General features: G+C 63.8%; 22 protein-coding genes. 15 read left to right on the plus strand and 7 right to left on the minus strand.

The features are described 5' to 3' along the window. The 3 genes from OE747_RS07190 to OE747_RS07200 all read left to right on the plus strand — a co-directional run. A partial coding sequence (locus OE747_RS07190) for a transposase (RefSeq protein ID WP_263827926.1) occupies positions 1-252 on the plus strand: 252 nt, incomplete at its 5' end. A gap of 13 nt (positions 253-265) precedes the next feature. Then, complete coding sequence (locus OE747_RS07195; protein ID WP_263827927.1) at positions 266-598, plus strand: GIY-YIG nuclease family protein; 333 nt, start codon at positions 266-268, stop codon at positions 596-598. A gap of 63 nt (positions 599-661) precedes the next feature. Beyond that, complete coding sequence (locus tag OE747_RS07200; protein WP_263827928.1) at positions 662-1,129, plus strand: DUF4177 domain-containing protein; 468 nt, start codon at positions 662-664, stop codon at positions 1,127-1,129. Positions 1,130-1,138: 9 nt separating this feature from the next. Here OE747_RS07200 and OE747_RS07205 read toward each other — a convergent pair whose 3' ends face one another. Further along, positions 1,139-1,393, minus strand: a complete 255-nt coding sequence (locus OE747_RS07205) for a BolA family protein (RefSeq protein WP_263827929.1) — start codon at positions 1,391-1,393, stop codon at positions 1,139-1,141. Positions 1,394-1,534: 141 nt separating this feature from the next. On the opposite strand from OE747_RS07205, the gene OE747_RS07210 reads away from it, so the two are divergent. Beyond that, on the plus strand, positions 1,535-2,158 hold the full coding sequence (locus OE747_RS07210; protein ID WP_263827930.1) for a J domain-containing protein: 624 nt from the start codon (positions 1,535-1,537) through the stop codon (positions 2,156-2,158). 222 nt (positions 2,159-2,380) lie between these two features. Here the strand turns inward: OE747_RS07210 and betC are convergent, their stop codons facing one another. After that, positions 2,381-3,835 (minus strand): choline-sulfatase, encoded by a 1,455-nt coding sequence (betC, locus tag OE747_RS07215; protein WP_263827931.1) that lies wholly within the window; start codon positions 3,833-3,835, stop codon positions 2,381-2,383. 189 nt (positions 3,836-4,024) lie between these two features. Here betC and OE747_RS07220 point away from each other — a divergent pair, with 189 nt between their 5' ends. Then, positions 4,025-4,633, plus strand: coding sequence for a methyltransferase family protein (locus OE747_RS07220; protein WP_263827932.1), 609 nt, complete (start codon positions 4,025-4,027; stop codon positions 4,631-4,633). Positions 4,634-4,695: 62 nt separating this feature from the next. Here the strand turns inward: OE747_RS07220 and OE747_RS07225 are convergent, their stop codons facing one another. After that, on the minus strand, positions 4,696-6,186 hold the full coding sequence (locus tag OE747_RS07225; RefSeq protein WP_263827933.1) for an arylsulfatase: 1,491 nt from the start codon (positions 6,184-6,186) through the stop codon (positions 4,696-4,698). 227 nt (positions 6,187-6,413) lie between these two features. Between OE747_RS07225 and OE747_RS07230 the strand changes: the two genes are divergently transcribed. The 3 genes from OE747_RS07230 (at position 6,414) to OE747_RS07240 (ending at position 9,281) form a co-directional block, all read left to right on the plus strand. Beyond that, the gene (locus OE747_RS07230; protein WP_263827934.1) at positions 6,414-7,424 is read left to right on the plus strand and encodes an AraC family transcriptional regulator; all 1,011 of its coding nucleotides are present in this window, start codon (positions 6,414-6,416) and stop codon (positions 7,422-7,424) included. A 156-nt stretch (positions 7,425-7,580) separates the two neighbouring features. Then, positions 7,581-8,567 (plus strand): cobaltochelatase subunit CobS, encoded by a 987-nt coding sequence (gene cobS / locus OE747_RS07235; RefSeq protein ID WP_263827935.1) that lies wholly within the window; start codon positions 7,581-7,583, stop codon positions 8,565-8,567. Positions 8,568-8,579: 12 nt separating this feature from the next. After that, the gene (locus OE747_RS07240) at positions 8,580-9,281 is read left to right on the plus strand and encodes an aspartate/glutamate racemase family protein (RefSeq protein ID WP_263827936.1); all 702 of its coding nucleotides are present in this window, start codon (positions 8,580-8,582) and stop codon (positions 9,279-9,281) included. Positions 9,282-9,285: 4 nt separating this feature from the next. Here OE747_RS07240 and OE747_RS07245 read toward each other — a convergent pair whose 3' ends face one another. Continuing rightward, positions 9,286-10,491, minus strand: coding sequence for a chloride channel protein (locus tag OE747_RS07245; RefSeq protein WP_263827937.1), 1,206 nt, complete (start codon positions 10,489-10,491; stop codon positions 9,286-9,288). Positions 10,492-10,667: 176 nt separating this feature from the next. Between OE747_RS07245 and cobT the strand changes: the two genes are divergently transcribed. Beyond that, positions 10,668-12,545 (plus strand): cobaltochelatase subunit CobT, encoded by a 1,878-nt coding sequence (cobT, locus tag OE747_RS07250; protein WP_263827938.1) that lies wholly within the window; start codon positions 10,668-10,670, stop codon positions 12,543-12,545. 142 nt (positions 12,546-12,687) lie between these two features. On the opposite strand, the gene OE747_RS07255 is transcribed toward cobT, so the two are convergent. After that, the gene (locus OE747_RS07255) at positions 12,688-12,864 is read right to left on the minus strand and encodes a hypothetical protein (protein WP_263827939.1); all 177 of its coding nucleotides are present in this window, start codon (positions 12,862-12,864) and stop codon (positions 12,688-12,690) included. Between the two features lie 139 nt (positions 12,865-13,003). Between OE747_RS07255 and OE747_RS07260 the strand changes: the two genes are divergently transcribed. Both OE747_RS07260 and OE747_RS07265 read left to right on the plus strand, forming a co-directional pair. After that, positions 13,004-14,194: an alpha/beta hydrolase gene (locus tag OE747_RS07260; protein WP_263827940.1), complete on the plus strand. Its 1,191-nt coding sequence runs from the start codon at positions 13,004-13,006 to the stop codon at positions 14,192-14,194. Positions 14,195-14,200: 6 nt separating this feature from the next. Then, complete coding sequence (locus OE747_RS07265) at positions 14,201-15,391, plus strand: alpha/beta hydrolase (RefSeq protein ID WP_263827941.1); 1,191 nt, start codon at positions 14,201-14,203, stop codon at positions 15,389-15,391. Between the two features lie 243 nt (positions 15,392-15,634). Here the strand turns inward: OE747_RS07265 and OE747_RS07270 are convergent, their stop codons facing one another. Continuing rightward, entirely contained in the window at positions 15,635-16,003 is a 369-nt protein-coding gene (locus OE747_RS07270) for a hypothetical protein (protein WP_263827942.1), read from the minus strand. Positions 16,004-16,113: 110 nt separating this feature from the next. Between OE747_RS07270 and OE747_RS07275 the strand changes: the two genes are divergently transcribed. Beyond that, a complete protein-coding gene (locus OE747_RS07275; RefSeq protein ID WP_263827943.1) occupies positions 16,114-17,904 on the plus strand; it encodes an aminopeptidase P family protein in 1,791 nt (596 codons plus the stop codon). A gap of 81 nt (positions 17,905-17,985) precedes the next feature. Then, positions 17,986-18,330, plus strand: coding sequence for a DUF427 domain-containing protein (locus OE747_RS07280; RefSeq protein WP_164128757.1), 345 nt, complete (start codon positions 17,986-17,988; stop codon positions 18,328-18,330). A gap of 27 nt (positions 18,331-18,357) precedes the next feature. Here the strand turns inward: OE747_RS07280 and OE747_RS07285 are convergent, their stop codons facing one another. Next, positions 18,358-18,753 (minus strand): RidA family protein, encoded by a 396-nt coding sequence (locus OE747_RS07285; protein ID WP_176828106.1) that lies wholly within the window; start codon positions 18,751-18,753, stop codon positions 18,358-18,360. A 151-nt stretch (positions 18,754-18,904) separates the two neighbouring features. On the opposite strand from OE747_RS07285, the gene OE747_RS07290 reads away from it, so the two are divergent. Both OE747_RS07290 and OE747_RS07295 read left to right on the plus strand, forming a co-directional pair. After that, entirely contained in the window at positions 18,905-20,575 is a 1,671-nt protein-coding gene (locus tag OE747_RS07290; RefSeq protein ID WP_263827944.1) for a sulfatase-like hydrolase/transferase, read from the plus strand. 93 nt (positions 20,576-20,668) lie between these two features. Then, the gene (locus OE747_RS07295) at positions 20,669-21,301 is read left to right on the plus strand and encodes a sulfotransferase family protein (protein WP_263827945.1); all 633 of its coding nucleotides are present in this window, start codon (positions 20,669-20,671) and stop codon (positions 21,299-21,301) included. Positions 21,302-21,312: the final 11 nt, after the last annotated feature.

Genomic DNA, 21,312 nt, shown 5'->3' on the forward strand with positions numbered 1-21,312 from the left:
GATGGTGACAGCATCAGGGCGAAGCTGAATGCGCGCAACGTCCTGCCCGTTATCCCAATGCGAAAATCCCGTAAGAAACGTATCGGTGTCGACCGCTCGCTTTACCGCCTGCGCAACCTGGTCGAGCGCTGCTTCAACAAACTAAAGAACGCCCGCCGCGTGGCAACTCGCTACGACAAAACCATGGAAAGCTTCCTGGGTTTCATCGACATTACCTCCATCCGGCTTTGGCTCAGACATTTGTCAACATGACCTAACTCGCCGGTTGGAGCCTGATGATAGAGTAAAGGAACTGGGCGATGCCAGCGTACCTTTTAGCTTCGACACTCACGCCATGATTTATTCAGACGAGGCACCGGCACTTGAGGCCGCGTTGCATCGAGAGTTTTCAGAACGTCGGATCAATCAGATCAATATGCGCAAGGAGTTTTTCCGTGTGAGTTTGCGCGAAGTCGAGGAGGCAGTTCTGCGGTTGGCCCCAGACGCGAGCTTCTTTAAGGATCGCGAGGCTCAAGAATGGCATGAAACGCTTGCCCGTCGGAAACAGCTTCTTGACGATCTGCAATCAAGCGAGCCTCAGTTGCCAAGGGAAATCTGACCCTCTGGCCAATGCGCCCCGAGCTTGGTTATATGCGGCGCACGTCATCCGAGAGGCTTCTGCATGATCCGCTATGAATACAAGGTCGTTCCCGCCCCCGCCCGCGGCACCAAGGCCAAGGGGGTCAAGACGCCCGAGGGGCGGTTCGCGCTGTCGGTGGAAAGCCTCTTGAACCAGATGGGCACCGAGGGCTGGGAGTATCAGCGTGCCGAGCTCTTGCCCAGCGAGGAGCGGACCGGGCTGACCGGGTCGGTCACCAAGTGGCGCAACGTGCTGGTGTTCCGCCGGGCGTTGGCCGAGGGCGCGGTGGCCCCGGTGACCGCGGAAGGAACGCAACCGGAACCGGTTGCGCCCCCCGAGCCGGAAGACCTGGCCGAAACGGAAAAAGAGCCGGATGACGGTGTGCCGCGCGCCCGTCCGATTCCCGGCCCGGACGCGATGAAGGAGCAGTTGCGCGCGCCTGCCCCGATCTCCTCGCCGGTCAAGGACCCGCCGTTGCGGGTGGTCAAATCGGAGGCGGACGAGGACTGACCCTGCGCCTCATGTGCCGATGTCGAGCGCCAGCGCATGGATGCGCGGCACGATGTCGCCCAGCGCCGCATGCACCGCGCGGTGCCGCGCCACCCGGCCCATGCCGACAAAACCGGCGGCGCGGATGCGGATGGAGAAATGGCTTTCACCGCCTTCCTGGTACCCGGCATGGCCGCGATGACGTTCGCTGTCGTCGCTGATTTCCAGTTCGGTGGGCGCAAAGGCGGCCTGAAGGCGCGCGCGCATCTCCTCGGCGATGGGCATCGGCATAACTCCTCTTCTGGTCTGGTCCTGTGCTGATTTCCGCCCGGCGCCGGATATTTTTACCGCCGCCCTCTTCTATCTGTCGGCACATAGACTAAACTCCTGCCTCCGAGTCGAGAAGCATCAGCGAAAGGGCCCGAGATGAGCAAGCCAGATCCGTTCGGATTCGATATGTCCGTCTCCTCCGCAAAGAAGAAGAACCCGCGCGGGCGGCGGGGCATGTCGGGCGCATCCGAAACCTCGGTCCGGGTCTGCGAGCACGAGGGCTGCACCGAGGCGGGCAAGTTCCGTGCGCCCAAGGCACCCGATGTGCTGGACGACTATTTCTGGTTCTGCCACCAGCATGTGCGCGAGTATAACCAGAAGTGGAACTTCTTCGACGGCACCACCGAGGCCGAGATGAACGCGCAGATGTCCAAGGACAAGGTCTGGGAGCGCAAGACCCGGCCGATGGGCGACCCCGAGGCGCGCGCCTGGGCTCGGCTGGGGATCGAGGACCCGCATCAGGTGCTGGGCGCCAACGCGACCCAGAACCCCGGCCGGGCGGCCGCGGGCGGCCGCAAGCTGCCGCCGACCGAACGGCGCGCGATCGAGATCCTGGAGGCCAAGGACAGCTGGACCAAGGCGGAGGTGCGCGGGGCGTACAAGAAGCTGATCAAGGTGCTGCACCCGGACATGAACGGCGGCGACCGCAGCCAGGAAGACCAGTTGCAGGAAGTGGTCTGGGCCTGGGACCAGATCAAGGACAGCCGCAACTTCAAGTGATTGGCGACGACTGACGCATGCGTAGGCAGTCCTTGCCGCTCACAGACTTTTGGCTTCTTTCTGGTTACAAATACTCAAATTCCACCTTCGCCGCCAAGGCTACCGGTGACCTTTGTGGCCCTGACGTGACCGCGAGGCAGGCTTCGGTCGGAGCGAGGGGGCTGTCTGCCCCCTCGCGCTCCCCCGAGAGTATTTCTGACCAGAAAGAAGCAGGGCGCGGGATCAGCTGCGGATGTAGCGGGTCATCTCGCCCGGATCCGGGTGGTAATCCCATTCGGTGCCGTTTGTCGCCATGGCGGCGTTGACCACCTGTTTCTGCGCCAGCCGCGCCCAGATCTCCCGCTCGATGGCGTCGAGGTCGAAGCGCTCGGAGATGAGGGCGACCAGTTCGGCTTCGATCCTGGCTGTCTCTGGCGTTCCGGCGAGGTTCTCCCATTCGCCGGGATCGGTATCGAGATTGAAGAGCTGCGGGTTCGAGCGGTGGCAGTAGAGGTATTTCCACGGGCCTTTGCGGATCATGAAACTGGGGCGCATGATGCCCTCGCCGTGGTATTCCGAGATCACCGGCACCTCGTCCAGCGGTTGGCCGCGCAGGGCGGGCATCAGCGAGCGGCCCTCCATCGGGCGGGCGGGGGTGATGCCCACCAGATCGAGGAAGGTGGCGGGCAGGTCGATCAGCGAGACCGGCGTGTCGATGCGGCGATGTCCGGCGCCGGGATGGTCGATGATCAGCGGGATGCGGGCGGACCATTCATAGTGGCTGCGTTTCTGGATCAGGCCCTTTTCGCCCAGCATCTCGCCATGGTCCGAGGTCAGGATCACCATCGTGGTGTCGCGCAGGCCCTGCTCGTCGAGTACGTCCAGCAATTCGCCCAGCTTGTCGTCGATGTAATGCGCAAGCGCGGCAAAGCCGCGCCGCATGGCGAGCAGGTCGGTCTTGTTGCGGATGCTCTTGCGGTCGAGCCCGTACCAGCGCAGGAATGCGCGGTCGAAATCGGAATAGCGCGCGTCCATGTCCGCCGGGTAATGCGGCAGCGGCAGGTCGGCGTTCTTGTACATCTCCCAGTATTTGCGGGGCACGATATAGGGCGGGTGCGGGTTGGTGTAGGAGACCGTGAGCATGAACGGGCGGTCGGGCGCGTGGCGCAGGTATTCGAGGGCGCGGAAATGGGTTTCCTCGTCATATTGCAGCTCGGCGCTCCAGCCAGGGCCGATGTTCCCGGCCTGGTATTGGGGGGCGAAGTCGAAGGCCATCGCCTCGGGGTCGTTTTCGTCGAGCAGCGGGTAGGACCAGAGGAAGCCCGAGGGGTAGATGTCGGTGTTGAGGCGGCGGCGGAAGCCGTGCAGCTGGTCGGCGCCGATGAAATGCATCTTGCCCGAGAGCACGGTGTCGTAGCCCGCATTGGTCAGGTAATGGGCAAAGGTCGGGATGAAGCTGTGATAGGGGTCGCCATTGTCGTAGCAGCCGGTGGTCGAGGTATGCAGCCCGGTCATGAAACACGAGCGTGCAGGCACGCAGATCGGGCTGGGCGTATAGGCGGTGGTGAAATTCACCGCGCGGTCGGCCAGCGCCTTCATGTGCCTAGTGCGCGCGATCGGGTGACCGCAGGCCTCGAGCATGAAGGGGGTCATCTGGTCGGCCATGACCACAAGGATGTTCGGGGGACGCTGTGACATGATGGGCCGTGTCCTGTGCAAGGGCATTGCCGGAACGCTAAGGGCGGCGCGCGGGCCTGTAAATCCGGAAAGGCCGGGCGGGCGTCCGACGGGCTGGAGCATGTCTGTTACATTCGGCTGCTAGCAGGGATTGGGCCACGGCGGGATGCGCGCGGCCAGTATTCAACCTGATGATGGATTGGTTCACGGATGATCCCCGACCTTGCCCCGATGCTCCCCGACATCTCATTGTTCCTGGCGCTTGGCGCCGCGCTGGCGCTGGCCGCCTATCTGGCGCAGAGCCTGCGCCGCCCGGATTGGGGCCTGTGGCCCGCCGCCAGGGGCTGGCGGCACCATGCCGCCTTTGGCCTGTTCCGGCTTTACTGCGGCGCGACCGTCGTGTTCGCCCTGTCCGAGGTCTGGGTGGGTGGCTGGGGCCATTGGCTGCGCTATGCGGTCGGGGTGCCGCTGATGCTCACCGCCTTTGGCGTGACGCTGTGGGGGTACAGGTTCCTGGGTCTCGACAATACCTATTGCGAGAGCGGCGGGCTGGTGACCGGGGGCATCTATGCCTATTCGCGCAACCCGCAATATGTGACCTCGGTCCTGGCCACGGTGGGCTTGGGCATTGCCAGCGGTTCGGCTCTGACCCTGGTGCTGGCGGGCGGTCTCTTTGCGCTCTATTTCCTGTTCGTGCTGAACGAGGAGCGCTGGTTGCTCGACGGTTATGGCAGCGCCTTCCATGATTACATGGCGCGCACGCCGCGTTTCCTCGACGAGCGCAGTCTGCACCGTATGCGGGACGCGCTTCTGAACTGAGGCCCTGAAATGAAGAAGGGCGCGGCCTTTCGACCGCGCCCTGTTTCGTCAGGCCAGGGAACTCAGCCGCCCTGATTGGTTTGCAGGGTCGACAGGACCTGGTCGATGGAGAAGCTCGCCGGCTTTTGACGCGGCGGGTATTTCTCGAACGTGCTGAGGAACTGCGCCACGAAGGCCTGTGCGGGCACCAGCAGATAGGCCCGTTCCAGCCGCCATTGCGAATAGTTGATGGATTCGTGGTCGGCCTTCTCGAACGGGTCCGAGTACATGTTGAACACTTTCGGCAGTCGCAAGTAGGTAAGCGGATCCTGCCAAACCTCGAAACTTTCGGCGCGCTGCTCGGCAAAGACCACTTTCCACTGGTCATAGCGCAGGTTCATCAGGTCCCCGCCATCGGAGAAATAGAAGAACTCGCGCCGCGGACCCTTGTCGGCCTCACCCCGGAAGTAAGGCATGAAGTCGTACCCGTCGAGATGCACCGGTTCGTTGCCCTCGCCAAAGGGCGCCTCGGTCAGCATCCGCTCTTTCATGTCGCCATCGCCCAGTGCCGACATGAAGGTCGGGAACCAGTCGAGGTGGCTGATGATGGTGTTCGACTTGCGCCCCGGCTCGATCACGCCCGGCCACTTGATCATCATCGGAACGCGGAAGCCGCCATCCCAGTTGGAGTTCTTTTCGTTGCGGAACGGGGTGGTGCCGCCGTCAGGCCACGAGAAGACCTCGGCGCCGTTGTCGGTGGAATACATCACGACTGTGTTGTCGGCGATGCCCAGTTCCTCGAGCTTGTCGAGCAACTGGCCGACCATCTTGTCATGCTCGACCATGCCATCGGGGTAGACACCCAACCCGGTGACGCCCTGGCTCTCTTCCTTGAGATGGGTGAAGATGTGCATCCGGGTAGTGTTGTACCACAGGAAGAACGGCTTCTCCTCGTCATGCGCGCGCTGCATGAAGTCGAGCGCGCCTGCGGTGACCTCTTCGTCGATGGTCTCCATCCGCTTCTTGGTGAGCGGGCCGGTGTCTTCGATCGTGCCATCGACATTGGATTTGATCACGCCGCGGGGGCCGAATTTTTCCTTGAACGCGGGATCCTTGGGATAGTCGGCGTTCTCGGGCTCTTCCTCGGCGTTGAGGTGGTAGAGGTTGCCGAAGAACTCGTCGAACCCGTGGTTTGTGGGCAGATGTTCGTCGAGGTCGCCCAGGTGGTTCTTGCCGTACTGGCCGGTCATGTAGCCCTTGGACCGCATGTATTCGGCGATGGTGGGATCCTTTTCGCTCATCCCCTCCTTGGCGCCCGGCAGGCCGACTTTGAGCAGGCCGGTGCGGAAGCCCGACTGGCCGGTGACAAAGGAGGCGCGGCCGGCGGTGCAGGATTGTTCGCCATAGCCATGGGTGAACAGCATGCCTTCATTGGCGATGCGGTCGATATTGGGGGTCTCGTAGCCCATCATGCCCTGGTTATAGGCCGAAATGTTCCAATACCCGACATCGTCGCCCCAGATGATGAGAAAATTCAATGGCTTGTCTTGGGCGGCGGCGATGTTTCCGGTCATCGAAACGCCCGCGCACATCAACGCAACGGACGCCGTTCCCCTTATTTTCTTAAATACTTTAGTAGCAAGCATCGGAATCTCCCCTTTCCGTGTTGGTTTTCCGCTGCAATTCGTGTTCGCGATAGTAAGCCTTTTGCGGAAAGATGCTTAGCATTTTCGGCCAAAATCGATAACCTTGTCACATGGCAAGAACCGCTGACGGATCGCCATCGGCTCGGGAGATTGAAATGAACCGTCTCGACCTTGTGTATGCTCCAGCATTGAGTCCGGTCTTTGGAGCGGCCGCCCTGCCCAGTAGCCTGTTGGAACGTTTTGCGGAGAAGGCCGGGCTTCCTGGCAGTATCGTGGACGATCCGAAAGGGTTCGTGCCGCTCTATGCCACCGAGTTGTTTCTTGATCTGGTCCAGCGAGAAAAGGGGCAGGACACCTTTCTGTTCGACAGCCTTTCCATGGACCCGAGTGAGCGAAGCCAGGCGCATTCCGTTGTGGGGGTGCCCCTGCCGGAAGGCTTCACCAGCAAGGAAGCGCTGGATGTCATGACCCAATCCTTTAACGGGCATATTACCGGTGCCCGTTTCTCTAGCGAGATACAGGGGGGGCGGATCTGGGTGCTGCGAACCACCGCGGCAACCGAGTGGTCCGATTTGTGGTCGGTGCTGCAATACAACCTGAGTATCATGCTGGCCGGCGTGCGCCGGACTTTGAACTCCGAGATACGACCGGTCTGTCTACGCTTGCCGGCGCGCTTCAGCTCCGAGCATTTGCCAGAGATCCTGGACCTGCCGGTCGAGCTGGACGCAGGCCATTTCGGTCTCGCCTTCAATCTTTGCGACGTCATCCATGCGGACCGCATGTTGGATCAGACCTCGGCCTCGAAACCGGTCACTGTAGCGAACCCGTTATCCAACAATCTGATGGCTGCGCTTTCGGAATGCATGAACGAGTTCGCTATGTCTTCTCCCAACTGCTGTTCGGCAGATCGGGTGGCCAACGCATTCGGGTTAAGTACCCGCAGTTACCGACGAAAGTTGGCGGCGATTGGCACAAGCCACGCCCAACTGCTTTCGAATACCCGTCTGAAAAATGCGTGCAGGATGCTTGCAGGACAGTCACAAAGCGTCACCCAGGTCGCCTATGAACTGGGCTATGGCAACCCTGGCGACTTTACCCGCTTCTTCAAAGGGCGGATCGGCTGCACGCCGATGCAATACAACCAGATGCACGCAAAGGCGCAGTGAGGCGCGATCAACCTGTCGCGAAGCGCCGCAGCGTTCTGGCGCAAAAAGCGCCCGCCGGGGCGCTTTTCGCCTTTCCCTTGCGGCTGGCGACGATATGTTGCACCACGATCAGATCGGGCCCGGAGCGCGCGCGGGCCAAGCGACAAGGACGAAGGCATGGCTGACGGAATGACCGATATCAACGCAAAACCCACCGAAGAGATTTCCGTCCGCGAGGTCTTTGGCATCGACACACCGATGGTGGTCAAGGGGTTTGCCGAACGCAGCGACCGGGTGCCCGAGATCGACCCGACCTATAAGTTCGACCCCGACACCACGCTGGCGATCCTGGCGGGCTTCTCGCATAACCGCCGGGTGATGATCCAGGGCTATCACGGCACCGGCAAATCGACCCATATCGAACAGGTCGCCGCCCGGCTGAACTGGCCCTGCGTGCGCGTCAACCTCGACAGCCATATCAGCCGTATCGACCTGATCGGCAAGGACGCGATCAAGCTGCGTGATGGCAAGCAGGTGACCGAGTTCCACGAGGGCATCCTGCCCTGGGCGCTGCGCAACCCGGTGGCCATCGTGTTCGACGAATACGACGCGGGCCGCGCCGACGTGATGTTCGTGATCCAGCGGGTGCTGGAGCATGACGGCAAGCTGACGCTGCTGGACCAGAACGAGATCATCACGCCGAACAAGTATTTCCGCCTGTTCGCCACCTCGAACACGGTGGGTCTGGGCGATACCACCGGCCTTTATCACGGCACCCAGCAGATCAACCAGGCGCAGATGGACCGCTGGTCGCTGGTCGCGACGCTGAACTATCTGTCCCATGACGCGGAAACGGCGATCGTGCTGTCGAAGGCGCCGCATTACAACACCGCGCAGGGCCGCAAGACCATCGCCCAGATGGTGACCGTGGCAGACCTGACCCGGACCGCCTTCATGAACGGGGATCTGTCGACCGTGATGTCGCCCCGGACGGTGATCAACTGGGCGCAGAACGCCGAGATCTTCCGCAATGTGGGCTATGCCTTCCGGCTGTCCTTCCTGAACAAATGCGACGAGCTGGAGCGCCAGACGGTGGCCGAGTTCTATCAGCGCTGTTTCGACGAGGAACTGCCCGAAAGCGCGGCAAGCGCCAGCCTGGGCTAGGCCCGGCGCACCATGCATATCGGGCTGATCGGTGGCATAGGACCGGCAGCGACGGCGGCCTATTATCTGAAGCTGGCGGACAGGTGCCGCGCGGCGGGCGTGCCGCTGCACCTGACCATCGAGAATACCGAGATCTCTGAACTTGCGCGCAACGCGCAGACCGACCGTCGGGCCGAGCAGGCCGCGATCTATGCCCGCGCCATCGACCGGCTGGCTGCGGCCGGGGCAGAGGTTGCGGCGATCACCTCGATCGGCGGCAGTTTCTGCGAGGATGAGACCCGCGCCATTGCCGCATTGCCGCTGGTAAGCGCCTTTGGCGCGCTGGACGGCTGGTTCGTGTCCCGCGGCATTGGCACCATCGGCATTCTGGGCACCGAAACGGTGATGCGCAGCCATCTCTACGGACGGATGCAGCGGACACGCACCGTGATCCCCGCCGGCCGGGAGGCCGAGATCGGCCAGGCCTATGTCGCGACCGCGATGGCGGGGCACGCGTCGGACACGCACCGGGCGCTGTTCTTTGACGCCGGTCGGCGGATGATCGAGGACATGGGGGCGGAAGCCGTTCTGCTGGCGGGAACCGATCTGTGCCTTGCCTTCGACGGGCAGGATCCGGGGTATCCGGTGGTGGATGCCATCGACGTGCATGTCGAACAGCTCTTCGGGTTGGCCAGCGGCGCGGTGGGACTGGACGGGACGAACCCGGCCCCTTGATCCGTCAGTGTGACGGTTTCGGGCTGAACCGTGCGGCGATCAGGCCGACGGCGACGCCGATGCAGACCGCGGGCCAAGTCTGGGTTCCTACCAGAAAGACAACGATCAGCAACGCCGCAACCGGTTTGCCCATGCCTACCGTTGTCGCGGCCGCGAGCCCGGCGGCCAGCGCCACGGCCACCTCGCCGCCGCCTTGCAGGAGATGCGCGGCATAGCCCGCTGCCCCGCCCGCGAAGATGAGCGGAAAGATAGCCCCGCCCCGCCAGCCGGTGGACAGGCAAAGCACCATCGCCAGCACCTTGAGCAGCGCGATCCCGATCAAGGCCATGGCCGTGGTCTCTGCACCCATCGCGACCATGGCGTCGAACTCGTGATGGCCAGAGAAACGCACGAAGGGAAACAGTGCCGCGACCGCCCCGAATAGCAGACCGCCCAGAGCCGATTGCAAGACCGGGCTGGTGATGCGGCGCTCGACCTGTGTGGAGACAAAGGCGCGCGCATAGAGAAAAACCGCCCCCACAAGCGCCCCGAACACGGCAGGCAGAAAGGCACCAAGCAAATCCGACCCGTCGCCCGGGCTGGCGTAATGCGGCAAGTGCAGCCGGTGAAATCCCTCTTGGAACAGGACATGCCCGGCCAGTTTGAACCCGACGAAACCCGCCACGGCGGCGACGAAGCCGAGATAGGGGAAACTGGCATCCAGTGCCCGTTGCCAGCCGGTCTTGCCCTCGTCCTCAACGGTATAGGCGTAGCCGCCCGGCGGCGACGCATAGAGGCCCGCCAGCGCCGCCGAGATACTGGCCTGCCCGATCGTCCGCGCCTCGTCGGCGCTGCGCGCCAAGATCATCGAGACGAGGACCGATATCTCGGTGATCGCGGCGATCAGCCCGGCCTCGGGGCCGAGCGCGCCACCGAATCCCACCGCAAAGATGGCGCCCAGCGCGGTCATCAGGATGGTGCGCTGCTGCTCCTTCATCGGGTCCGAGGCGGCGGCGATCTGCTCCTCAAGTGTCTGGACATGGTTGCTGCCCCGCCGGGTCAGCCCGACCAGCACGCCCCCGGCAACGCAGGCGGCCAGGATATAGAGCGGCGAGGAGGCAATGTCTCGATGCCAGACGAAATCGGTGATCCAGATCATGCCTTTGAGGACCAGCGCGGCGAAGGCACCGGCCAGCAGACTGACCAGAACGGCAATAACGGTGATACGCATGTGCTCCCCCCGGGGCCATTCACCTTGGCAGGTCCAGACTAGCCCACCGGTACCGCCCCCGGTCAAGCTTTGGCTTTGTCGGGGCCGGAACCGCCGGTTTTTCCGACGGGCCCACTGGTCAATGGCGGACGATGGTTCTAGGTTGCCGTCCCAGAAGCGAAGAGATGCAGGGCGCCATGAGCAAACCGACCGACAACCCCGCCGATCCGTTCAAGAAGGCATTGGCCGAGGCGACCAAGGTCATGGCGCATGACCCCGAGCTGACGGTCAGCTATTCGGTCGACCCCTCGGGAGTGTCCGGCGACACAATGCGTCTGCCGCAGGTTAGCCGCCGGCTGACCCGCGACGAGGTGCTGCTGGCGCGCGGCACGGCGGATGCGCTGGCGCTCTATCGCCGTTATCACGATGACGCGACCCACAGCCGCTATGCCCCGCCGGGCGACATGGCGCGCGATCTGTACGAGGCGATGGAGACCGCCCGTTGCGAGGCGATGGGCGCCCGCGACATGCCCGGCACAGCGTCCAACATCGACGTGAAGATCACCCATGAGGCGCTGCGGCGCGGCTATGACCAGTGCAAGCAGCCCTCGGAAGCGCCGCTGCCGGTGGCGGCGGGCTATCTGGTGCGGCATCTGGCGACCGGGCGCGACCTGCCTGCGGCTGCCGCCAATGTGATGAACCTGTGGCGCGGCTTTATCGAGGAACAGGCTGGCGGCACGCTGGAGAACCTGAGCGATATCCTGTCTGACCAGGCCGAATTCGCCAAATTCGCCCGCCAGGTGATCAAGGACCTCGGCTATGGCGACCAGCTGGGCGATGACCCGGACGAAATGGACGAGGATCAGGAGGATCAGGCCGAGGACGACGCCGACGAGCAGCCCGATCCCGACAGCACCGGCCAGGACGATCAGGACGAGCAGGACGCCGACGCCGATCCCGAGCAGAGCCAGGAACAGCAGCAGGACGAAAGCCAGGCCCAGGTCTCGATGGACGAACTGGCCGACGAGGAGCTGGCCGAAGAAACCGAGATGCCCGATGGCGAGGCGCCGCTGGAGCCGCCCCCGCCGCCACCCGCCTCGGAGGCCGATCCGAACTACAAGGTCTATCTGGATAGCCATGACGAGGAGATCGCCGCCGAGGAGCTGGCCGAACCGGCCGAGCTGGAACGGCTGCGCGCCTATCTCGACCAGCAGCTCGAGCCGCTGAAAGGCGCGGTGAGCCGCCTGGCCAACAAGCTGCAACGCCGTCTTCAGGCACAGCAGAACCGCAGTTGGGAGTTCGACCGCGAGGAGGGCATCCTGGATGCCGGGCGGCTGGCGCGGGTTGTGGCCAACCCGACCACGCCGCTCAGCTTCAAGGTGGAAAAGGATACCGAGTTCCGCGATACCGTGGTGACGCTGCTCTTGGACAATTCCGGCTCGATGCGCGGCCGCCCGATCTCGATCGCGGCGATCTGCGCCGACGTGCTGGCGCGCACGCTGGAGCGCTGCAACGTCAAGGTCGAGATCCTGGGCTTCACCACCCGCGCCTGGAAGGGCGGGCTGGCGCGCGAGGCCTGGTTGAACGAGGGCCGCCCGCAGCAGCCCGGCCGCCTCAATGACCTGCGCCACATCATCTACAAGGCCGCCGACGCGCCGATGCGGCGCACAAGGCAGAACCTGGGTCTGATGATGAAAGAGGGGCTCCTGAAGGAAAACATCGACGGCGAGGCGCTGGAATGGGCGCATCGCCGGATGGTGGCGCGGCGCGAGCAGCGCAAGATCTTGATGGTAATCTCGGACGGGGCGCCGGTGGATGATTCCACGCTCAGCGTGAACCCCGCCAACTATCTGGAAAAACACCTGCGCGACGTGATCGCCATGGTGGAAAAGCGCAAGCAGGTCGAACTGCTGGCCATCGGCATCGGCCATGACGTGACCCGCTATTACCAGCGCGCGGTGACGATCACCGATGTGGAACAACTGGCCGGTGCCATGACCGAGCAGCTGGCGGCGCTTTTTGACAGCGACCCGCGCGCCCGCGCCCGGGTGATGGGGATCAAACGCGCCAGTTGAGTCCGAATGGCAGCGCCTGCAAAAGCGCCGGACGCCTCCGGCGGGAGTATTTGCGACCAGAAAGAAGCGCGAGGTTTTCTGCTTCTTTCTGGTTGGAAATACTTCGGGGGGTCTGGGGGGCAGAGCCCCCCAGCTTGCGGTCTCAAGAAACCTTCATCCCATGCCAGAAGGTGAAGAAGCGGGACAGGCGGTTTACAAGCCCGGATGTGAGAATGCGGCGGCGTGCAACCAACCGGGCTGCGGCCCGTTCTTCTTGCGAGAGGGGGTGCAGATGGGCGGGGCGGTGTTTCAGAAGCGCGGTATCGGTATGCAGGATCATGTCGGGTCTCCTTTGATGTGTTCCCACGATGGCGGGACCGGACGCGCGGCGCTTTCAGACGGTGCTGAGAAACCCTTGGGAAACGCCTTATTTTCACTCTGGACTTGCCGAACCTTGCAAAGCCGGGTGTTAATCACCCATGCGCTATGTCTTTTCCGACTGCGTCCTGGATGCCCGGCGGCATGTTCTGCTGCGGGACGGCGCGTCTGTTGCACTTGAACCGCAGGTGTTCGACCTGCTGCACCTGCTGGCGCGCAATCCCGGGCGGCTGGTGAGCCGGGACGAGATTCTGGCCGAGGTCTGGAACGGGCGGATTGTCTCGGAAAGCGCGATCAGCGCCCGCATCGCGGCCGCACGCAAGGCGGTGGGCGATGACGGCAAGGCTCAGCGGATCATTCAGACGGTCACCCGGCGGGGATTGCAGATGGTGGCGGAGGTTGTGGAACACTCCGACGACACCGGCTCTGCGGTTGGGTCAGAACCGATCGAAGAGCCGCGCATTCGTTACACCACACTGCCCACGGGGCACTCCTTGGCTTATTCGGTGTCGGGCACCGGCCCTCCAGTGATCCTGATCGGTCAGACCCGCTCGGACATTGCAGCAGAATGGCGCCTGCCATTCGAACGCCACCGGTTCGAAGCCTTGTCGCGTAAGAATACGCTGATCCGGTTCGACACCATCGGAGCGGGGCAATCAGATCCCCGGCCTGATCGTTCGGCGATCAATGAGCAAGCCGACGATATCCTGCACCTTGCCGATACACTGGGGCTGGATCAGTTCGCGCTTTATTCCCAATCCGGCGGCTGTTCCCAGGCCATTTACATTGCGGCGCAATATCCCGACCGCGTCACCCGCCTTGCCATGATGGGCGCCTATGCCGAGGGACGTGCGGTGCGCGACAGCGCGGATGGCAAGGAGGCCGAACCCTTGCAAGCCATGTTGCAAACCGCGCGGTCGCGTTCGGATAGCACCTTCTTCGAAGCCTTCCTGCTGGCGTATCAGCCCGAAGGACCGCTGGACTCCGTCCGGGCCTATGCCCGGATGATGCTGGACGCGGCGTCCAAGGACCATGACCTGCGCCATCGCGACGTGATCAATCATCATTCCAGCCTGCAATTCCTGCCCCGGATCACTTGTCCGACACTGATCCTGCATTCCCGCCATGACGCGGTTCATCCGTTGTCGGAAGCCCGCAAGCTGGCCGCTGGCATAGCAGGGGCCGAAATGGTGGTGCTCGAGGGCGCCAATCACGTTCCCTGGCAGGGCAATGCGGCCTATGACACCTACTTGGAAACGCTGACCAGGTTCCTTGCGACGGAGGCACGCTAGACCTTCATGCGCTATGTTTTCGCCAATTGCCTGCTGGACACCGACGCACTGACGCTGATGCGGGACTCCCAAGAGGTTGACATAGAGCCGCAGGTGTTCGACCTGTTGCACCTGCTGGCGCGCAATCCCGGGCGGCTGGTGAGCCGCGACGAGATCCTGGCCGAGGTCTGGAACGGGCGAATTGTCTCGGAGAGCGCGATCAGCGCCCGCATCGCAGCGGCACGCAAGGCGGTGGGTGATGATGGCAAGGCTCAGCGGATCATTCAGACGGTCACCCGGCGGGGTCTGAAGTTCGTGGCCGAGGTAACGGCGGACACGCCGCCTGCCCTGCCCCGGCCTGCCCCCATGGTCCAGCGCATCCGGTACACACGCACGGCGGAGGGGAAGTCGCTGGCCTATGCCGTCATCGGGACCGGCCCGCCAGTGGTGCGCGGCGGCTACAACACCACCGATCTGGAGGCGGAGTGGAACACGCCCTCGGAAAGGGCGATGTTCGATGCGATAGCCGAGCGCCACAGCCTGCTGCGGTTCGATCCGATCGGGTTCGGGCGGTCGGAGCGGTCACTGGAGGAATTCTCGTTCGATACCCTGGCCGAGAACCTGAAACAGGCGGCGGACGCGGCCGGGTTCGACCGGTTCGCGCTCTACAGCGAATCCGGCGGAGTTCTGTCGGCGCTGCGCTTTGCGGTCAAGTACCCGGAGCGGGTCAGCAGGCTGGCCATTGTTGGCGGTTATGCCGAGGGGCGCGGGCGGCGGAACCCCGAACTGAAATCCGACGTGATGCAATCGCTGGTCACCGAAGGCTGGGCCGCGCAGGAGATCAGCTTCGTCTCGGCGATGATGCTGAGCTATTTTCCCGAAGGTCCGCTGGAGGCGATCCACGACATGGCGCGCAACATGATCAACGCTTCGTCGCGCGAGACCATGCTGAAAGTGAGGGCAGCGATCCACGATGTCACGCTGATGCCGCTGTTGCCGCAGGTGCAATGCCCGACCCTGATCATCCATGCCCGGCATGACAATGTGCATCCGCTGTCGGAGGCGCAGAAACTGGCGGCGGGGATTCCGGGGGCCGAGCTGATGGTGCTGGAAACCGCCAATCACATCCCGATACCGGGCAACGCGGTCTGGGACGAATACCAGCGGGCACTGCTGGCGTTTCTGAGCTCAGAGACCGGATCGCCCACACCCGGGTGATGGGGATCAGGCGCGCGAACTGCCCCTCCGCGCGGTGGCGTTTGCGTCACGTGCGGACGCCTCCGGCGGGAGTATTTGTGACCAGAAAGAAGCCTGGGGTAGTGCTTCTTTCTGGTTAACAATACTCAAACCCCACCCTCTCAGCCTGGATATCGGTTTGCGGTGGCGCGATACGCTCGGCGATCAGAGACGGGCGCGCGGCGGGTTGAACAGCGATCGACGGCGGGCGGCGCCTGTCGGGAGCTACTGGCCCAGCATCTCGTTGAACGGTTTGTATTTTGCGCCATAGCAGGGCGACAGGAGGCCGGTCACGTTGCGGGTTTCCAGCACGGTCTTGCCATCGGCGCTGAGCGTCACCTCCCAATAGTCGCGGCCGATGTAGCTGCCGGTGCTGTTGCGGGCATCCGAGGTGGCGCAGAGTCTTATCGTTTCGCCCGCGCGGGTCAGGGGGGAAATCCGTGCCTGGCCTGGGTTTGCCGGATCGGCAAGCTGCTTGCCGATCGCCTCGGCGGCGCTGCGGCGGGCAATTTCGGCGGCCGGGCGCTCCTCTTCCTGCGCGGCGAGCGGCAGGGCAAGGCAGGCAAACAGCGGCAATGCGGTGAGGCGGATCATGCAGGCATGATAGGGGATGGGGCGCGCGCGACAAGTGTGGTCGCGGCGGTGCTGGACATTTCCGCCGCCGCGCCGCACCTTTCGCCGCGCAGGATGAAGGAGGCCGCAGCATGTATCAGTCGTTCGAGGTGACCGCCCGCCCGGATCAGGGACCGCCGCGACTGGCCCGGCTGCGCGAAGAGCTACAGGCCGAAGGGCTGAGCGGTTTTCTGGTGCCGCGCGCGGATGCACATCAGGGCGAATATGTCGCCGCCCATGACGAGCGGCTGGCCTGGCTGACAGGGTTCACCGGCTCGGCCGGGTTCTGCGCCGCGCTCATGGATGTGGCGGGCGTGTTCATCGACGGGCGCTATCGCACCCAAGTCAAGGCGCAGGTGGCGGGTGTCTATACGCCGGTGCCCTGGCCGGATGTGACCCTGACCGCATGGCTGAAGGAGAAGCTGCCGCAGGGCGGGCGCGTGGGGTTCGACCCCTGGCTGCATGCGGCGGGGCAGATTCGTTCGGCCGAGGCAGAGCTGGCGGGCAGCGGCATCGCGCTGGTCCGCTGCGATAATCTGGTTGATCGGATCTGGGAGGATCAGCCGCCGCCGCCGATGGAACCGGTCAAGGCGCATCCGCTGGAATTCGCGGGTGAAAGCGCGGCTGACAAGGCGGCGCGTCTGGCCGAGGAGTTGCGCCGCGCCGGGCAGAAGGCGGCGGTGATCACCCTGCCCGATTCGATCATGTGGCTGTTGAACATTCGCGGCGCGGATATTCCGCGCAACCCGGTGGCGCATGGTTTCGCCATTCTGCATGACGACGGGCGGGTCGATCTGTTCATGGCGGCGGCCAAGCTCTCGGGCTTGGGTGACCACCTGGGGACGGCCGTGACGCAGCACGAGCCCGAGGCGTTTCTGGACGCAGTGGCGGCGCTTGTCGGCCCGGTGCGGGTGGACCTGAGCACGGTACCGCAGATCGTGGCCGACCGGCTGGGCGACCGTCTGGCCGAGGGCGGCGATCCCTGCGCCCTGCCCAAGGCGCGCAAGAACGCCGCCGAGATCGCGGGCGCCGCCGAGGCGCATCTGCGCGACGGGGCGGCGATGGTGGAGTTGCTGGCCTGGCTCGACGGGCAAGAGCCGGGCAGCCTGACCGAGACACGGGTGGTCAGTCGGCTGGAAGAGTGCCGCCGCCGTGACAACGCGTTGCAGGATATCAGCTTCGAGACCATCGCGGGCACCGGGCCCAATGGTGCGATCATGCATTACCGGGTGACCGAGGAGACCGACAGCCGTCTGGAGAACGGGCATCTTCTGGTGCTGGACAGCGGCGGCCAGTATCTGGACGGCACCACCGACATCACCCGCACCATCGCCATCGGCACCGTGGGGGACGAGGAGAAAACCTGTTTCACCCGGGTGCTGAAGGGCATGATCGCCATGTCGATGCTGCGTTGGCCCGTGGGGTTGGCGGGGCGCGATATCGAATGCGTGGCGCGCCTGCCGCTGTGGCTGGCCGGGCAGGATTTCAACCACGGAGTCGGCCATGGCGTCGGCGCCTATCTCAGCGTGCATGAGGGGCCGCAGCGGCTGGCCCGTGTCAGTCATGTGCCGCTGGAACCCGGCATGATCCTGTCGAACGAGCCGGGATATTACCGCGAGGGCGCGTTTGGCATCCGGATCGAAAACCTTGTGGTGGTGGAAGAGGCCCCCACCCTGCCCGGCGGCGACGCGGAGCGCGCCATGCTGCACTGGCGCACGCTGACCTTTGCCCCGATCGACCGGCGGCTGATCGTCGCGGAGATGCTGACGGGTGAGGAACGCCGCTGGCTGAACGACTATCATGCCGAGGTCGCGTCGAAGATCCGTCCGAGGGTGGGCGAAGACGCGCGCCGCTGGCTGGATGCCGCAACCGCACCGATCTGACCGACATAGAAATGTTACACCACGGATACAACAAGGCGGCAACAGAACCCCGCTGGAAAGATGGACAGGAAGGAACCGAAAATGAGCGACCATATCACCATCCGCAAGGCACCGGGCAAGTGGAGCGTGCGCTCGGGCGGCGCGGTGCTGGGCGAAAGCGCCAATGCGCTGGAGCTGAGCGAGGGCGACTATGATCCGGTGATCTATTTCCCGCGCGAGGATATCGCCATGGCGTTCCTCGACCGCTCGGACAAGACCACCCATTGCCCGCACAAGGGCGACGCCAGCTATTATTCGATCGTCAACCGCTCGTCTGTGACCAAGGACGCGGTCTGGAGCTATGAGAACCCGCTGCCCGCGATGGAGCGGATCAAGGGCTATCTGGCCTTTGTGGTGGGCGACAGCGTCAAGGTCGAGCAGATCTGAGGCGACCCGCCCATCGGTCAGGCGAGGTCAATCGGCAACCACCGCATCGACCTCGATCTCGACCAGCCATTCGGGGTTCACGAACCGGTTTATCGCCATGATCGTGTCCACCGGGCGCGTGTCGCGGCAATATTCCTTGCGCGCCTCGATCGCCTGTTTCCAGTTGTCGATATCGGTCAGAATGACGCGTGTCCTGACGATGTCGTGCAGGCCGGACCCGGCCTGTTCCAGCGCGGCCTTGATGATTTCGAAACACTGCCGCGTCTGGGCATAGACATCGCCGATGCCGACGGTCTTGCCGTCCGGGCCCACCGGCGCCGTGCCTCCGACAGAGATATAGGGCCCCACCCTGACCGCGCGGCTGAAGCCGACGATCTCTTCCATCGGGTTACCATTCGAGATGAGTTGACGTTTGAAGGACATGGGCGCTCTCCTTGCACGACCGCGCAGGAACTGTAGCATGATCCCCGGTTTTCCGGTTCGGTAATCGTTCGGCGGCGATGCGTCTTTTGGTGGAATATGTTAACATGTTAAAGTACATTCCACGCAGACTGGCACGGACAGGAGCAGACACATGACCCGGAACATCCTTTTCATCATGTTCGACCAGCTCAGGTGGGATTACCTGAGCTGCTATGGTCATCCGCATCTGCACACGCCCCATATCGACCGGCTGGCGGCGCGCGGGGTGCGGTTCGACCGCGCCTATATCCAGTCGCCGATCTGCGGCTCTTCGCGGATGTCGACCTATACCGGGCGTTATGTGCATTCCCACGGGGCATCCTGGAACGGCATCCCGCTGAAAGTGGGCGAGATCACCATGGGCGATCACCTGCGCAAGGCCGGGATGGGCTGCTGGCTGGTGGGCAAGACCCATATGCGCGCCGATGCCGAGGGGATGGCCCGGCTGGGACTGGAACCCGACAGCCTGATCGGGGCGCGGGTCGCCGAATGCGGCTTTGACGTGTTCGAGCGTGACGACGGCATGCTGCCCGAAGGGCCGGATGGCGCCTATGACCCGGACGGGGCCAAGACCTATAACGAATGGCTGCGCGACAAGGGCTATGACAGCGACAATCCCTGGCACGATTTTGCCAATTCGGGGCTGGACGCGGACGGCAACGTGCTGTCGGGCTGGTTCCTGAAGAACTCTCCCGAGGCGGCCAATATCGCCGAAGAGGATAGCGAGACCCCTTATCTGACCGGGCGCGGCATCGAATTCATGCAGCAGGCCGAAAGGCCTTGGTGCTGTCACCTGAGTTACATCAAGCCGCACTGGCCCTATATCGTGCCGGAACCTTATGCCAGCATGTACGGGCCCGAACATGTGCTGCCGGTGGTCCGCTCGGAGGCGGAGCGGCAGAATGCGCACCCGGTGCTGAAGGCGTTCATGGACACCAAGATCGGCCAGACTTTCTCGCGGCAGGATGTGCGCGAGGCGGTGATCCCGGCCTATATGGGGCTGATCAAGCAGGCCGACGACCAGATGGGGCGGCTGTTTGCCTGGCTGGAGGAGACCGGGCGCGACAAGGATACGGTGATCGTGCTGACCAGCGACCATGGCGATTTCCTGGGCGATCACTGGATGGGGGAAAAGACGTTTTTCCACGATACATCCACCCGGGTGCCGCTGATCATCTTTGACCCCAGCCCCGAGGCGGACGCGACGCGCGGCACGGTCTGTGACGCGCTGGTGGAATCGATCGATCTGGCGCCGACCTTTGTCGAGATCGCGGGCGGCACGGTGGCAAACCACATCCTGGAGGGCGAGAGCCTGATACCGATCCTGCGCGGCGAGCGCGCGGGCACGCTGCGCGACTATGTGATCTGTGAATACGACTATTCCGGCTCGCCGCTGGCCAAGCTGCTGGGCGTTTCGGTGCGCGACGCGGTGATGTTCATGATCGCCGATGCGCGCTGGAAGCTGATCCATTGCGAGGGCGGCTATCGCCCGCTGCTCTTCGATCTGGAGAACGATCCGCAGGAACTGGTGGACCTGGGCGAGAGCGATGCACATGGGGAGGTGATTGCGGCGATGTACGACAAGCTCTTCCAATGGGCGCGGCGGCCGTCACAGCGCACCACCCGGTCAGAGGCACAGCTGATCGAGATGCGCGGCAAGTCGGGCCGCCGTGGCATCGTGCTGGGCGTCTATGACGAGAACGACACCCCGCTGGACCTGACGGTGAAATACCGCGGTCGCACGGCAAGACCCTGGCAGGAGATCGTCAAGCCGAAGGAGTGACCCGCCGACCCTCTTCGGAAAACATGCGACAGAAACAAGGATTTGGAGTACGGTTGCGCATCCGTAGTCCGCATGTTTCGAGGGGGAAGATACATGGCGCTGGAGGTCATCGGGGCCGGATTCGGCCGCACGGGTACTAATTCACTGAGACTGGCATTGGAGCACCTGGGCTTTGGCCCCTGCCACCACATGTTCGAGGTGCGCGACAATCCCGAGCAACTGCCCGCCTGGGAGGCCGCCGCGCGGGGCGAGGCGGTGGACTGGGACGCGATGTTTCAGGGCTATCGCTCACAGGTGGACTGGCCCGGTGCGGCCTATTGGCGGCAGCTGGCCGCACATTACCCAGGGGCCAAGGTGGTGCTGAGCGTGCGCGATCCGGATGCCTGGTTCGACAGCATACAGGCGACGATCGGGCCGTTCATGACAGTGATGCGCGGCAAGCATCCCAATGATCACATGAATGCGATCTCCGAGATGTGCGCCGATTTCATCGCGCGGGACATCTTTGACAACCGGATGGACGACCGCGCCCATGCCACCGCCGTTTTCGCGGCGCATGTGGACGAGGTGCGCGACACCATCTCGGCCGAGCGGCTGCTGGTCTACGAGACCGGCAGCGGCTGGGGGCCGCTCTGTGATTTCCTGGGCGTCCCGGTGCCCGACGAGCCCTATCCCAACACCAACAGCAGCAAGGAGTTCCGCGCGCAGCAGGGCATCACGACCTGACGGCCCGCTAT

The sequence above is a fragment of the Ruegeria aquimaris genome, assembly GCF_025751555.1.
Taxonomy (GTDB): domain Bacteria; phylum Pseudomonadota; class Alphaproteobacteria; order Rhodobacterales; family Rhodobacteraceae; genus Ruegeria_B; species Ruegeria_B aquimaris.

Bases quoted from the DNA above. Each gene is read 5' to 3' on its own strand.
- OE747_RS07200 (WP_263827928.1), top strand. From the start codon at position 662: ATGATCCGCTATGAATACAAGGTCGTTCCCGCCCCCGCCCGCGGCACC.
- OE747_RS07205 (WP_263827929.1), bottom strand. From the start codon at position 1,393: ATGCCCATCGCCGAGGAGATGCGCGCGCGCCTTCAGGCCGCCTTTGCG.
- OE747_RS07210 (WP_263827930.1), top strand. From the start codon at position 1,535: ATGAGCAAGCCAGATCCGTTCGGATTCGATATGTCCGTCTCCTCCGCA.
- betC (WP_263827931.1), bottom strand. From the start codon at position 3,835: ATGTCACAGCGTCCCCCGAACATCCTTGTGGTCATGGCCGACCAGATG.
- OE747_RS07220 (WP_263827932.1), top strand. From the start codon at position 4,025: ATGATCCCCGACCTTGCCCCGATGCTCCCCGACATCTCATTGTTCCTG.
- OE747_RS07225 (WP_263827933.1), bottom strand. From the start codon at position 6,186: ATGACCGGAAACATCGCCGCCGCCCAAGACAAGCCATTGAATTTTCTC.
- OE747_RS07230 (WP_263827934.1), top strand. From the start codon at position 6,414: ATGAACCGTCTCGACCTTGTGTATGCTCCAGCATTGAGTCCGGTCTTT.
- cobS (WP_263827935.1), top strand. From the start codon at position 7,581: ATGGCTGACGGAATGACCGATATCAACGCAAAACCCACCGAAGAGATT.
- OE747_RS07240 (WP_263827936.1), top strand. From the start codon at position 8,580: ATGCATATCGGGCTGATCGGTGGCATAGGACCGGCAGCGACGGCGGCC.
- OE747_RS07245 (WP_263827937.1), bottom strand. From the start codon at position 10,491: ATGCGTATCACCGTTATTGCCGTTCTGGTCAGTCTGCTGGCCGGTGCC.
- cobT (WP_263827938.1), top strand. From the start codon at position 10,668: ATGAGCAAACCGACCGACAACCCCGCCGATCCGTTCAAGAAGGCATTG.
- OE747_RS07255 (WP_263827939.1), bottom strand. From the start codon at position 12,864: ATGATCCTGCATACCGATACCGCGCTTCTGAAACACCGCCCCGCCCAT.
- OE747_RS07260 (WP_263827940.1), top strand. From the start codon at position 13,004: ATGCGCTATGTCTTTTCCGACTGCGTCCTGGATGCCCGGCGGCATGTT.
- OE747_RS07265 (WP_263827941.1), top strand. From the start codon at position 14,201: ATGCGCTATGTTTTCGCCAATTGCCTGCTGGACACCGACGCACTGACG.
- OE747_RS07270 (WP_263827942.1), bottom strand. From the start codon at position 16,003: ATGATCCGCCTCACCGCATTGCCGCTGTTTGCCTGCCTTGCCCTGCCG.
- OE747_RS07275 (WP_263827943.1), top strand. From the start codon at position 16,114: ATGTATCAGTCGTTCGAGGTGACCGCCCGCCCGGATCAGGGACCGCCG.
- OE747_RS07280 (WP_164128757.1), top strand. From the start codon at position 17,986: ATGAGCGACCATATCACCATCCGCAAGGCACCGGGCAAGTGGAGCGTG.
- OE747_RS07285 (WP_176828106.1), bottom strand. From the start codon at position 18,753: ATGTCCTTCAAACGTCAACTCATCTCGAATGGTAACCCGATGGAAGAG.
- OE747_RS07290 (WP_263827944.1), top strand. From the start codon at position 18,905: ATGACCCGGAACATCCTTTTCATCATGTTCGACCAGCTCAGGTGGGAT.
- OE747_RS07295 (WP_263827945.1), top strand. From the start codon at position 20,669: ATGGCGCTGGAGGTCATCGGGGCCGGATTCGGCCGCACGGGTACTAAT.